12 protein-coding genes are annotated in these 13,342 nt (G+C 63.7%); 1 reads left to right on the plus strand and 11 read right to left on the minus strand.

The window, feature by feature from the left end; all coding sequences use genetic code 11:
* Nucleotides 1-22 precede the first annotated feature (22 nt).
* Nucleotides 23-994 (plus strand): LysR family transcriptional regulator, encoded by a 972-nt coding sequence (locus tag NCS67_RS27160; protein ID WP_008346980.1) that lies wholly within the window; start codon nucleotides 23-25, stop codon nucleotides 992-994.
* On the opposite strand, the gene NCS67_RS27165 is transcribed toward NCS67_RS27160, so the two are convergent.
* The 11 genes from NCS67_RS27165 to NCS67_RS27215 form a co-directional block, all read right to left on the minus strand.
* On the minus strand, nucleotides 908-1,324 hold the full coding sequence (locus NCS67_RS27165; RefSeq protein WP_175981448.1) for a helix-turn-helix domain-containing protein: 417 nt from the start codon (nucleotides 1,322-1,324) through the stop codon (nucleotides 908-910). The genes NCS67_RS27160 and NCS67_RS27165 overlap by 87 nt on opposite strands.
* The gene (locus NCS67_RS27170) at nucleotides 1,321-2,490 is read right to left on the minus strand and encodes an NAD(P)/FAD-dependent oxidoreductase (RefSeq protein ID WP_250437411.1); all 1,170 of its coding nucleotides are present in this window, start codon (nucleotides 2,488-2,490) and stop codon (nucleotides 1,321-1,323) included. Before NCS67_RS27170 ends, NCS67_RS27165 begins: the two co-directional genes overlap by 4 nt.
* A complete protein-coding gene (locus NCS67_RS27175; protein WP_250437415.1) occupies nucleotides 2,487-3,875 on the minus strand; it encodes an FAD/NAD(P)-dependent oxidoreductase in 1,389 nt (462 codons plus the stop codon). Before NCS67_RS27175 ends, NCS67_RS27170 begins: the two co-directional genes overlap by 4 nt.
* On the minus strand, nucleotides 3,860-4,174 hold the full coding sequence (locus NCS67_RS27180; RefSeq protein WP_008346985.1) for a (2Fe-2S)-binding protein: 315 nt from the start codon (nucleotides 4,172-4,174) through the stop codon (nucleotides 3,860-3,862). The genes NCS67_RS27175 and NCS67_RS27180 overlap by 16 nt, the downstream gene beginning before the upstream one ends.
* Nucleotides 4,171-6,018 (minus strand): ABC transporter ATP-binding protein, encoded by a 1,848-nt coding sequence (locus tag NCS67_RS27185; RefSeq protein WP_175981440.1) that lies wholly within the window; start codon nucleotides 6,016-6,018, stop codon nucleotides 4,171-4,173. Before NCS67_RS27185 ends, NCS67_RS27180 begins: the two co-directional genes overlap by 4 nt.
* The gene (locus NCS67_RS27190) at nucleotides 6,015-6,947 is read right to left on the minus strand and encodes an ABC transporter permease (protein WP_250437416.1); all 933 of its coding nucleotides are present in this window, start codon (nucleotides 6,945-6,947) and stop codon (nucleotides 6,015-6,017) included. Before NCS67_RS27190 ends, NCS67_RS27185 begins: the two co-directional genes overlap by 4 nt.
* Nucleotides 6,944-7,900 (minus strand): ABC transporter permease, encoded by a 957-nt coding sequence (locus tag NCS67_RS27195; protein WP_250437417.1) that lies wholly within the window; start codon nucleotides 7,898-7,900, stop codon nucleotides 6,944-6,946. The genes NCS67_RS27190 and NCS67_RS27195 overlap by 4 nt, the downstream gene beginning before the upstream one ends.
* 80 nt (nucleotides 7,901-7,980) lie before the next feature.
* Entirely contained in the window at nucleotides 7,981-9,603 is a 1,623-nt protein-coding gene (locus NCS67_RS27200) for an ABC transporter substrate-binding protein (protein WP_250437419.1), read from the minus strand.
* 80 nt (nucleotides 9,604-9,683) lie between these two features.
* Nucleotides 9,684-10,958 (minus strand): NAD(P)/FAD-dependent oxidoreductase, encoded by a 1,275-nt coding sequence (locus tag NCS67_RS27205; RefSeq protein ID WP_250437420.1) that lies wholly within the window; start codon nucleotides 10,956-10,958, stop codon nucleotides 9,684-9,686.
* Between the two features lie 28 nt (nucleotides 10,959-10,986).
* Nucleotides 10,987-11,655, minus strand: a complete 669-nt coding sequence (locus tag NCS67_RS27210; protein ID WP_008346995.1) for a haloacid dehalogenase type II — start codon at nucleotides 11,653-11,655, stop codon at nucleotides 10,987-10,989.
* A gap of 176 nt (nucleotides 11,656-11,831) precedes the next feature.
* Nucleotides 11,832-13,310, minus strand: a complete 1,479-nt coding sequence (locus NCS67_RS27215; RefSeq protein ID WP_250437421.1) for an aldehyde dehydrogenase family protein — start codon at nucleotides 13,308-13,310, stop codon at nucleotides 11,832-11,834.
* Nucleotides 13,311-13,342: the final 32 nt, after the last annotated feature.

Below are 13,342 nucleotides of genomic sequence, written 5' to 3' on the forward strand. Positions count from 1 at the left end.
GGATCGGGCATAACATGAAGTCATGCCAAACCTTCGCAAGAAACTGCCGAGCGCCAATGCGCTTTTCGTATTCGAAGCGGCCGCGCGCTGCGGTAATTTCACGCGCGCCGCGCAGGAGCTTTATGTGAGTCAGCCCGCGGTGAGCCGCATGCTCGCGCGCATGGAGGACCATATCGGCGTGCGGCTTTTCGAGCGCGTGCGCGGCGGCATCGAACTCACGGAGAGCGGCGAGATTCTTTATCGCAAGATTTCCGAAGGCTTCAGCGGCATCGAAAGTGCGATCCGCGAAATCGAGGCGCGCGCGACAGGCATCGAGACCGTCACGCTTTCCGTATCGACCGGCTTCACCACGCATTGGCTCATGCCGCGCATGAGCCGTCTGAATCAGGCGTTTCCATCGGTCGATCTGCGGTTTCAATTGATATCGGGGCGCATCGGCGGGCCGCTCGTCGATGTCGATCTCGGCATGCGCTTTGTTCACGACGAAGAGATCGACGAGCACGCGGTGCTCGTGATGCCCGAGATGCTCTTGCCGCTTTGCAATCCGCGTTATCACGAACTCGCAGAGACCGATGCGGCGCGCGCGCATGGCGATACCGTCATCGTGATGGACGATGAAGAACGCGGCTGGCACGAGCGTTTTCATGCGTTCGCTTCAAAGGAGCGCCATGCAGCGGGCATGTTGCGTTTCAACGATTACGCGATCGTCGTGCAGGCGGCGTTGCTCGGACAAGGCATCGCGCTCGGATGGCTCAACGTGACGTCGCACTGGCTCGCGCAAGGCGCGCTCGTGCCTGCCGAAGAAGAACTGGTGGTCACGAGCCGGCGTTGCTGTCTGCTCACGCCGCCGAACAAGTCGATGCGGCCCATCGTCGCCAGCGTGCGCGAATGGATCATCCAGGAAGCGCTAAGCGACATGCGCTCCGTCGAAAGCAAATACCCGCGGCTGGGCTTGCGTGACGCGCTTGCCCAGACCGGCATCGAGCTCGGCTGAGCGCGCTTTTCTGCGCGCGCGCTCGACGAACGCGCTCGGCGTCATGCCGCACAGGCGCTTGAAATGCCGCGCCAGATGACTCTGATCGAAGAAGCCCACTTCCGTCGCGACGACCGATCCTGGCACGCCCGCGAGCAATAACGTCTGCGCGCGCCGCACGCGCAACTCGCACAGGTACTTGTACGGCGAAAGTCCGAATTGCTCGCGAAACACGGTCGCGAAGCGCGACACGCTCAGCGCCGAAAGATCCGCGAGTTGCGCGAGGCTCACGGTCTTGTCGAAATTGGCTTCGATGTAGGCGAGCGCGTCGACCAGATTGGCTTGGCTCATGGCGAAGTCTCGGAGGTAAGCGATTGCGCGTGCGTCGACGAAGCGCGCTGAAATCGTCTGATGGAAAACGATGAGAGATCGATCGGCGTGCTGCCCGCATCGAGCAATTCGGCAAGCGTCTCGCCCACGCCCGGTCCGATCTGAAAGCCCGATCCGCTGAAGCCGAACGCGTAGAACAGGCCATCGGCTTTCGAACTCGGACCGATCACCGGCTCCGAATCCGGCAGATAGCTTTCCACGCCGCTCCACACGCGAATCACATGCAGCGGGCGCATCGCGGGCACCATGCGGCGGAACTGCGCCAGTTGCGCGACGGTGTTCTCGGGCAGGACGGAAGCGCGTCGCGTGTCTGCGTCCGCGGGTCCGGGCGGTCCGCCCCCGAGCACGATATTGCCCCGCTCCACTTGCCGGAAATAAACGCTCTCTTCCTTGATCGACGTGTACACGCCCATCGAAGCCTTGAACACGTAAGGCACGGGTTCGGTCACCGCCATTTGCGGGCCGCGCGCGACGAGCGGCACGGGTTCGCCGAATTGCGTCGATAGCGTATTGGCCCACGCGCCCGCGCAAATCAGCACTTGCTCCGCGCGATACACATCGCCCGCCGCGCTTTCCACGCGAAAGCCGCCCGCTTCCTTTTCTACGCGCACCACTTCCGTGTTCTCGACGACGCGCGCGCCGAGCCGCGCGGCAGCACGCCCGAACGCGGGCGCGGCAAGACGCGGATTCGCGTGGCCGTCGAGCGGCGAGATGGATGCGGCGATCACGTCGCGGCCCAGAAAAGGAAAGCGCTTGAACATGGCCGCGCCTTCGAGCACTTCGAGATCGAGGTCGTAAGCGCGCGCATCGGCGGCATAGCGATGAAAGTATTCCGCGTCATGCGCGTGATAGCACACGCGCGTATGCCCCGATGGCAAGAACTCGACATCTTCGCCGAGCAGTTCGCGGGAACGCCGCCACGTTTGCAGCGCGCGATTCGACATTGCGAGTTGCTCCAGCGCGCGGCCTTGGCGACGCACGCCGCCGAAGTTCACGCCGCTCGCCTGTTGTCCGGTCAAGCCGCGTTCGAGCAGGATCACGGAACGCTTGCGACGGCGCAAAAAGAAGGCGGTCGTCGTGCCGACGATGCCCCCGCCGATCACGATCACATCGGCGCGCTCGTTCATTCGCTGGTCTCCAGATCCTTGTGCGGCGCGAGCGCCATGGGCAGAGGTTTCACCGGTGCCTGCCCGCGCAAGCGGCCGACCGCTTCCAGCGGCACGCGTGCTTCGGCTGCAATGACTTCCGCGCCCGCATGTGCGCAGAAGCGGCCTTGGCACCGGCCCATGCCGACGCGCGAAAAAGCCTTCGCGCGATTCGCTTCCTTTGCGCCCATGTCGTTCACGACGCGCCTCAGGTCGCCTGCCGTTATCGCTTCACATCGGCACACGATGGTTTCATCCGGCAAGGCGGCGGCAAAGCGCGCGGGCCACGGAAACGCGGTGCGCAAGCCGGAAGCAAAACGCGTGAAGCGATTTAGTTGCAAGCGCAACTTGTTGGCTTCGTCTTCGCTGCACGTCATGCCGATGTCCTTCAACGCCGCGAGCGCCGCAAGACGTCCCGCGCGCTCGGCGGCATCCGCGCCGCGCACGCGCGCGCCATCGCCGGCAAGATAGATGCCTTTCACGTTGCTGCGGCCATCCACATCGGCGATGGGAAGCCACTGTTGCAACGCCTGATCGAAGCGGAACTCGCAGCCCGCGAGATCGGCTAGCTGTGTTTCAGGGCGCAAGTGATAGCCGAGCGCGACGGCATCGCATCCGACTTGCAGCATCGCGCCATCGGCTTGCCTGACGCGCACGCCTTGCACGCCATGCTCGGGCGTGCCTCGAATCTCGACCGGCGTGATGCCGCGATGAACCGGCACGCGCGCATCTTTCAGCACGCGCATCAACGCGACGCCCTTCCTTAACGCCGATGGAATCGCGAGCAGTTGCGGCAACGCGCGCAGACGCTGCGCGAACGTCGATGTATCGAGCACCGCACTTACTGTCGCGCCCGCCTTCACGTATTGCGCGGCGACGAGATAGAGCAACGGACCGGTGCCCATCATCACGACGCGCGAACCGATCGCGCAGCCCTGCGATTTGAGCGCGACCTGCGCGCCGCCGAGGCTATACGCGCCCGCGTGATGCCAGCCGGGAACGGGCATCAGCCTATCGGTCGCGCCGCTGCAAATGATGAGCGCATCGAACGCGAGCTTGCGATGACGCGTGCCGCTCACCGTGTGCAGTGCATTCGGCTCGATGTTCCAGACGAGCGTATCGGGCACGTAGTCGATCTTCGGGCGCAACGCATCGAACGCATCGTGCAATGCACGCGCGCGCGTTGCTTCCGTACCGTACAAGGTCTCGTACGTGCGCTTGAATCCTTCCGGCTGACGACGATAGATCTGCCCGCCGTCGCGTCTGCCTTCATCGATAACGACGGGACGCAAGCCCGCTTCGACGAGCGCCTGCGCCGCACGCACGCCCGCCGGTCCTGCGCCGATCACGATCACAGTCGCGGCCATACGCCCTCCTGCGCTTCTGCAAGACGCGTGACGATCGACATGCCTTCGGCCGCCTGCGTCGTGCACGCGCGCACGCGCTCGCCGTTAGCGGTCCACACCCAGCAGTCCTGGCATGCGCCCATCACGCAGAAGCCCGCGCGGCGGCCATCGCCGAACTCGGAGTCGCGCAATGCTTCCTGCGACGTGAGCAGCGCGACCATCAGCGTGTCGCCTTCGGCTGCGAGCGCACGCTTGCCGTCGATGACGATCTCGAACGTCCTGCGTCCTTTCTCGGCGACTCTCACGAAGCGTCCGCTCATGCCGTCACCGTTTCCATCGACTGCATGCGGGCGAGATCGTCGGCGCTGTGATGACACAGGATGTGCGCGCCCGAAGGCAAAGTCTTCTTCGCGGGCGGCGTCACGTTGCACTTGCCGTCGATGCGCGCCGCACAGCGCGAACGGAAGCTGCACAACTCGGGCGCATCGCTTTCCGGACCGAGCGCGGGCAATGCGCCGAGCGCCATCGCACGACGCGAATCGAGCCAGCCGGGACGCAACGCAGGAACCGAATCGACGAGCAAGCCCGTATAAGGGTGATACGGCGGATGCGAAAGCGCATCGCGCTGGCCCGCTTCGACGCACTGGCCCGCATACAGCACGATGACTTCATCGCAGATGGCGCGCACGGTCGAGATGTCGTGGCTGATGAACATGTACGACACATTCAGTTCGCGACGCAGCTCGGCGAGCAGATCGAGAATCGCCGCGCCGACGACCGTATCGAGCGCGGACGTCACTTCATCGCAGAGAATGAGCTCGGGATTCGCCGCGAGCGCGCGCGCAAGATTCACACGCTGCTTCTGCCCTCCCGACAGGCCGCCCGGCTGACGCTTCGCGATCGATGCAGGCAGCTTCACGAGATCGAGCAGCTCCAGCATGCGCTTTTGCGCGGCCGCGCCACGCAGACCGTGATAAAAGTTCATGGGCCGCGCGAGAATATCGGCAATGGTGCGGCTCGGGTTCAACGCGGTATCGGCGTTCTGAAACACGATCTGTACGCGACGATATTGATCCAGCGTGCGTTCCGATAGTTTCGCTGGCAACGACTTGCCGTCGAGCAGCACGTCGCCGTGCGCGCGATCGACGAGACCCGCGATCACGCGCGCGAGCGTCGTCTTTCCCGAGCCCGATTCGCCGATCACGCCAAGCGTGCTGCCGCGCGCGATCTTCAGGCTCACATCATCGAGCACACGCACGGCGGGCACGCCGTTCGCATCGATGCGTCCATAGCCCGCGCTCAGATTGCGGATTTCGAGCAGCGGGACTTTGCGCGCATCGTCGGGCGTTGCGCGTTCCACTTCGGGACGGCGCGTTGCCGCGAGCAACTGGCGCGTGTACTCGTCGGCCGGCGCGTCGAGCACTTGCGCGGTCGCGCCGTTCTCGCGCACGCGTCCACCGTTCAACACGACGATGCGATCCGCCATCTGCGCGACGACCGCGAGATCGTGCGAGACATACACGGCCGTCGTGCCCAGCTCGCGCACCACGCCCTTGAATGCGGCGAGCACTTCGATCTGCGTGGTCACGTCGAGCGCGGTGGTCGGTTCATCGAACACGACGACGGCGGGATCGGTGATCAGCGCCATTGCCGCCATCAAGCGCTGCAACTGGCCGCCAGACACCTGATGCGGATAACGATCGCCGATGGTCTCGGGATTCGGCAACGCGAGCGAACGAAACAGGCTGATCGCTTTCTCACGCGCGACAGCGGGCGTCATGAGTTTGTGCAGCAGCGCGGGTTCCGTGACTTGATCCATGATCGTGCGCGCCGGATTGAAGCCCGCCGATGCGCTCTGCGCGACATACGCGACGGTGCGCGAACGCAATGCGCGACGGCCCTTCGCGTCGAGCGACAACACATCGGTATCGCCGATCTTCACCGAGCCGCCCGCGATAGAACAACCGCCGCGCGCATGACCGAGCAGCGCGAGCGCGATGGTCGTCTTGCCCGATCCCGACTCGCCGATCAGCGCGAGCACTTCTCCCTTCTTCACCGCGAAGTCGACGCCCTTCACGATCTCGACGACGGGATCCGGCGCCGCGCCAGCAACGACGCGCAAGCCTTTCACTTCGATCATGTTCGTGCCTGTGTTCGATGTCATTGGCCGCCTCCATGCGAACGCGCGCCATGACGACGCAAACTGTCGATGAGCAGATTCACGCCTACAGTCAGCGTCGCGATCGCGACTGCCGGCATCAGCACCGCGGGCGCGCCTTCCGCCAGCCCGCCGATGTTCTCGCGCACGAGCGAGCCCCAGTCCGCGTTCGGCGGCTGCACGCCGAGACCGAGAAAGCTCAGGCCCGAAAGCAGCAGCACGATGAACACGAAGCGCAGGCCGAAGTCCGCGAGCATCGGGTGAATCATGTTGGGCAGCACTTCGACGCGTGCGATATAGAAGAGCTTCTCGCCGCGCGCCTTCGCGACCTGCACGTATTCGAGCGTCATGATGTTCACCGCGAGGGAGCGCGAGATGCGGAAGGCACCGGGGATATAGGCGAGTGCGGCGACCATCATCAGCATCGGAATGGACGAGCCGAATGCGGCAATCACGACGAGCGCGAGAATCTTGCTCGGGATCGAAATGAGCGCATCGAACAGGCGGCTCAGCACTTCATCGACCCAGCGTCCCGACACGGCGGCCACGAGACCGAAGAACGTGCCGATGACGCTCGCGGCCACCGTCGCGGCGAGCGCGAGGCCGACCGTGTACTGCGTGCCGTAAAGAATGCGGCTCAGCATGTCGCGGCCGAGGTAGTCGGTGCCGAGCAGATGTGCCGCGCTATACGAGCCGAACACTTCCGTCGATGTGAACGCGCCGCCTTTATAAGGCGCGACAACCGGCCCGACGAACGCGACCACGAGCCAGAAGACGACGATGAACAGACCGATGAGACCCAGCACCGAAAAGCGGTTGACGAGGCGGCTCATGAGGCCGGGCCTGACGACGACGGGCGCTTGCTCCTGCGGGGCATCGGCGGGCGGCTGATCGTATAGCACGGTCGTGGCGTGAGAAGTGACGTTCCGATTCATCGTTGACGCAGCCTCGGGTTGGAGACGATCTGAGCCAGATCAGCGATGAGCACGAGCGCGAGATAAGCCGCGCAGAACACCATCACGCAGCCCTGCACGAGCGGCATGTCGCGATTGGTGACGGCGTCGACCATGAGGCTCGCGAGACCGGGATAGTTGAAGATCGATTCGACGATCACCACGCCGCCGAACAGATACGAAAGCGAGAGCGCAACCGCATTTGCAATCGGCCCGATGGTGTTCGGCAATACATGCCGCAACACGACGCGCATGGGCGAGGCGCCTTTCAGGACCGCCATCTCCACATACGAAGCGTTGAGCTGATCGAGCACCGCCGCGCGCGTCATCCGCGCCATCTGCGCGACGATCACGCAGCAGAGCGTCATCACTGGCATCGCATAGGTCCGCACGAGCGCGCCGAACGACGATACATCCGACAGATACGACAACGCCGGCAGCCAGCGCAGCTTCACCGCGAAGATCAGCACCGCGATGGTCGCGACGAGAAACTCCGGCACCGCCACCGTCGAAAGCGTGAGCACGTTGAGCACGCGATCAACGAGCGAGCCGCGATACATCGCCGAGAGAATGCCGATGAACAACGCGATCGGCACCGACACCATCGCGGTCAATCCCGCGAGCACGAGCGAATTCGGCAGACGCGTCGAGATGAGTTCACTGACCGGCAGATTGTTCGACAGCGACGTGCCGAAGTTGCCCGTCACCACATGCAGAAGCCATTGCAGATAACGCGTGACGGCAGGCTGATCGAGGCCGAACTGATGCCGCAGCGCGGCCACCTGTTCGGGCGTCGCCGCCTGACCGAGCGCCTGTTGCGCGGCATCGCCCGGCAAGAGACCGGTGATGCCGAACACCACCATCGACACGATCAGCAGCGTGAGCAGCGCGAGGCCGAGGCGCGCGGCGACGAGTCGTTGCGCATGAGCTTTCATCGGATAAACGCCTCTCTCTCGTTGAAGGTTTGACTGCGCGCGCCATCGGAAGATGGCGCACATCCCGCTTCAAAGCATGCTCATGCCTCGAGCCACACGTTCTCCGCGAACATCCAGCCCATCAGGCCCGCGAGCGGAATGCCGCCCAAGCCCTTCAGCTTCGTCGTATGCGCGTCGAGCGAACTCTGGAACATCGGAATGCCGATGCCGCCGTCCGTATGCACGAGCTCCTGCATGTCGCCGTAAATCTTCTTGCGCTTCGCATCGTCCGGTTCGCCACGCGCGGCGACGAGCATCTGGTCGAACTGCGGGCTCTTCCAGTTCGCTTCGTTCCATGGCGCATCGGATTTGAAGAACTGCGTGAAGATCACGTCCGCACTCGGGCGCGCGTTGATGTTGCCGAAGCCGAGCGGATGCTTCATCCAGTGATTCGACCAGTAACCATCCGACGGCACGCGCGTCACTTGCAGATTGATGCCCGCTTGCGGCGCGACCTGCTGCATCAGCACGGCCATCTCCACGGAACCTTCCGCCGCCGGCGATGCGTACAGTTGAATCGGCGTGCTGCCGAGCTTCGCCTTCTGGAAGTGGAACTTCGCCTTGTCCGGATCGAAGCCGCGTTGCGGCAGACCCGACATGTAGTACTTGTTGCTCGGATCGATAGGCTGATCGTTGCCGATCGCGCCATAGCCGCGGAAGATCGTCTTGCGCATCTGCTCGCGATCCATCAGGTACATCATGCCGCGGCGGAAATCCGCATTGCCGGTGATGCCGCCATCGTCGCGCATGATGAGATCGGTGTACTGGCCCGTCTTCGTTTCCAGCACCGCGAAGCCCGGCGTGCCCTTGATCCGCTCGGTCGAGCGCGCGCTCACTGCATTGATGAGCTGCACGTCGCCGGACATCAGCGCGTTCACGCGCGCGGGTTCGTCCGCGATGCCGATCAGCTCCACTTCGTCCAGATGCGGCATGCCCGGCTTCCAGTACTTCTCGTTGCGCACGCCGACGGTACGCACGCCCGGCGAGAACTCCTTCAGCTTGAACGGGCCCGTGCCGACCGCCGTCTTGAAGTCCGTCGTGCCGTCCTTGATGATGAGGAAGTGCGAGTCCGCGAGAATCACGGGCAGGTCCGCGTTCGCGCCCGTCAGCGTGATCGTGAGCTCGTTCGGGCCGGTCGCCTTGATTTCCTTGAACTGATCGGCGAGCGTCTTCGCCTTCGAGCCGACCGCCGGATCCTTATGGCGCATCAGCGAATAGATGACGTCCTGCGGCGCGAGCGATTTGCCATCGTGGAACTGCACGCCGCTGCGCAGCTTCACGACCCACACGGTCGCGTCTTTCGTTTCGAGCGATTCGGCGAGCGCCATCTTCGCGCCGAGATGATTGTCGAGTTCGGTCAGGCCGCTGTAGAACATGAAGCCGCGCGCGTAGTCCGTGCCGAGCGCGCCCTTCGCCGGATCGAGCGTATCGGCGGCTGACGACGACTGCGTCGCCACGCGAATGCGTCCGCCCTGCTTCGGCTTGTCCTGCGCGAAAGCCGCGCCGCTCGCGGTGAGCAGACCCGCGCCCGTCATTGACATGAGTCCGCCCGCGGCCATCGCGCGAAGGACATTGCGCCGGGACGCGCCACGGCGCGTCAGTTCTTCCAGGCGTTTGCCGGCATCGGCGTGAACGAGTGCTTCAGGCGATTTGTCGATGCTCATGAACTTCTCCGCGATAGGGACTGTGAATGTTCGACGGCTTGGTTATTGGATGAAGGCCGTCTGTCTTTGCTTTCGATGCTTCAATAGAAAACGTCTTTGATCGAGTAATACGCACCGACGAGCGGCAGGAACCACGGCTTGCCCGTATGGCCCGGAATCGCGGGCCAGTCGAAATCGCGCCACGGGTTTGCATCGGCGTTGCCGTTCATCACGTCGGCCATGATCTGGCCCATGTGCGTCGACATCTGCGTGCCGTGGCCGCTGTAGCCCATCGAGAAATAGATGCCATCGTGCTGGCCCGCGCGTGGCAGGCGATCCGCGGTGATATCGACGAGACCGCCCCAGCAATAGTCGATGCGCGCACTGGCGAGACTCGGGAAAATCGCTGCGAGATTCGCCTGCAGAATGCGTCCGCTCTTAGCGTCCGATGGACGTTCCGACGCGGTGAAGCGCGCGCGTCCGCCGAGCAGCAAACGTGAATCGGGCGTCACGCGAAAATAGTTGTGCATCAGGCGGCTCGTCGTGTACGAGCGGCGCTGCGGCAACAGTTGCTTCAGTTGTTCCGCTGGCAGCGGCTCCGTCACGATGATGAACGAGCCGACCGGTGCAAGCCTGCGCCGATACCACGCGAACGGTCCATGCTTCGAAGGCCCTGTCGCGATCAGCACTTGCCTTGCGCGCAACGTGCCGCGCTTCGAATCGATTCGATAGGCGCCGCCTTCCTTCGCGATCGCCGTGACTTCAGCGTGCTCATAGAGACGCGCGCCTTGCCTCGCCGCTGCATTCGCGAGGCCGACGGCGAACTTGCCCATATGCATCTGTCCGCCGTGACGTTGCAACAGCCCGCCGTGAAAGGCATCGGACTGCACTTCATTGCGGACCTGCTCGCGATCGAGCACATCGATATCCGGATCGACTTCGCGCCGGATCAACTCGGCGGTCGTCGCGATATGTTCGAGATGATGCGGCTTCGCAGCGAGCTTCAGCTTGCCCGACGCGAGATAGTCGCAATCGATGTTTTCTTCGCGGATCAAACGTTCGACCGTGCTCACCGCCGCCGCATACGCGCGATAACAGCCTTGCGCGCGCTCCACGCCGAGTTGCGAGCGCAGCGCCGCATAATCCTGCGCGACGCCCGTATTGCATTGACCGCCGTTGCGTCCCGACGCGCCGCCGCCCATGCGCCCGGCATCGAGCACGACGACCGACGCGCCGCGCTTCGCCAACGCGAGCGCCGCCGACAAACCCGTGAACCCGCCGCCGATCACGGCGACATCGGCCTGGCCATCCGCCGGGCCTTCGCACGTCGAGATGATCGAAGGCGCGGTATCGAGCCAGTAGGAGTCGAGTTTCATCGGCATTGCTCGCGTGAAGTGGCTTCGATTACAGACCGAGTTGACCGGCGAGATCGCCGATGGTGTCCACTTCGTAATACTCGTAGTACGGCGTGCCCGGCTCGTGGCCGCGCTTCACGAACGCCTTGTGCTTGATGCCCATGTCGTGCGCGGTCATCAGGTCGTAGCGCAGGCTCGACGACACATGCAGCACGTCTTCCGGATTGCAGTTCAATTGATCGAACATGTACTCGAAGCCCTGCATGCGCGGCTTGTACGACTGCGCCTGCTGCGCCGTGAACACGCGATGAAACGGCGCGCCGAGCTTGTCGACGTTGCTCTGAATCTGATCGTCCGATGCGTTCGACAGAATCACGAGCTTGTACTTCTTCGCGAGACGCGAGAGACCTTCCGGCACATCCGGATGCGGGCCCCACGTCGGCACGGCGAGGTAGTATTTTTCGGCTTCGGCTTCGTTGAATTCGACGTTCATGCGCTCGCACGCGCGGCGCACCGAATTGACGATCACGTCGCGATACGGCTTCCACGCGCCGAGCACTTCGTCGCGGCGATAGCCCGCGAAGAACTTGACGAATTGTTCGAGGTCGTCGCCCTGCAGGCGGTCTGCGTACATCTCGCGGGTCATGTCGGCCATGCGGAATTTCGTCAGCGTGCCGTAGCAGTCGAACGTGATGTACTTCGGCTCGAAATCGATCATGATGTCAGTCCTGTCGTGTGTTGGTTGAAACAAGAAACAGCGAAGTGTCGAGAAAATTTAAACAAGGCAAAAATGACTGATGGCGTTGAATGCGTGCCTCGCGACGATATAAGTCATGCGTTTTGAGGCGTCGCCACAGCAGAAAATGCGGCGCACGTTTGGAACGATCGTGCGCTTCAGCCTTCCGTATCGATGAGCACGCTCTTGAAGCGCAGATTCGCTTCGTAAGCCTGCCGTCCGAGATCCTTGCCAATGCCAGAGCGCTTGTAGCCGCCCGTCGGAATCACGAAATCGCTGGTACGTCCATAGCGATTCACCCATACCGTGCCCGCTTCGATGCCGCGTACCATGCGCAACGCGCGACCGATGTCCGCGGTATGCACGCCCGCAGCAAGGCCGTAGTCCGGATGCGCTGCGAGTTCCAACGCTTCTTCTTCGGTGTCGAACGACTGCACGGTGAGCACCGGGCCGAAGATTTCATTGCGCACGGCGTCGCTCTCCTGCGTGACGTCGCACAGCAACGTTGGCGAATAGAACGCGCCGGGCGTCGCGGCATCGGCACGCATTCCGCCGCAACGCACGGTCGCGCCGTTCGCGATGCTGCGCTGAACGATCGCATCGATGCGCTGCGCCTGCGGCTCCGAAATGATCGGCGGCAAGGTCGTGCCCGCAGCCCAGGTCGCGCCCGCTTTCAGTTCGCCGAATGCTTGCGCGATGCGATCCGTCAGTTCTTCGGCGATGCCGCGCTGCACGAGCAGCCTCGATCCCGCGACGCACACTTGCCCCGCATTCCCCGTGATGGCGCCCGCGATGCGACGTGCAACCTCATCGATGCGCGGTGCGTCGGCGAACACGATCTGCGGGCTCTTGCCGCCCAGTTCCAGCGTGACCGGCTTCGTGCCGCTTTGCGCGCATGCGGCCATGATCGCGGCGCCGGTGTGCGTCGATCCGGTGAACGTCACTTTGCCGATGCGGGGATGACGCACGAGCGCATCGCCGGTGGTGCGGCCATCGCCCTGAACGACGTTGAAGATGCCCGGCGGCACGCCCGCTTCGAGCGCGAGCTCGGCGAGACGCAACGCGCTGAACGGCGTCATCTCCGAAGGCTTCAGCACGACCGCGTTGCCCGCCGCGAGCGCGGGCGCGGTCTTCCATATGCCCATCACGAGCGGAAAGTTCCACGGAGCAATCGCGCCGATCACGCCATACGGCTCCGCGATCGTCATGCCGAGATGTCGATGATCCGTTGCCGCAACATCGCCGCCGATCTTGTCGGCAAGCTCCGCATAGAAGCGGATGCTCTCGGCGGTGAACGGCACGTCCCAGTTGTATGCGTCGCGCACCGGCCGCGTCGAGCCGATCGCTTCGAGCGGCGCGAGATTCGCAGCGTCGGCAGCGACGAGATCGGCGAACTTGCGCAGCACGCGTGCGCGCTCGCGTGGCGCGCGGCGGGCCCAGTCGCTCTTTTTGAACGCGCTGTAGGCGTTCTGCACCGCGTAGTCGATCATCGCGTCATCGGCGACGGGCACCGAGGCATACGCGACGCCATCCGACGGACGCGTTACCTCGATTCGCGACGCGCCCGCATCGATCAGTTCGCCGCCGATGAAGTGCCCGCTTCTGATGACGATGCTGGCAGGATCGAACCGGTCCATATGCGTGAGTCCTCCTCGGCATGTTGCGTTGA

Origin of the sequence: Caballeronia sp. ATUFL_F2_KS9A (assembly GCF_023630765.1) — a bacterium.
GTDB lineage: Bacteria > Pseudomonadota > Gammaproteobacteria > Burkholderiales > Burkholderiaceae > Caballeronia > Caballeronia zhejiangensis.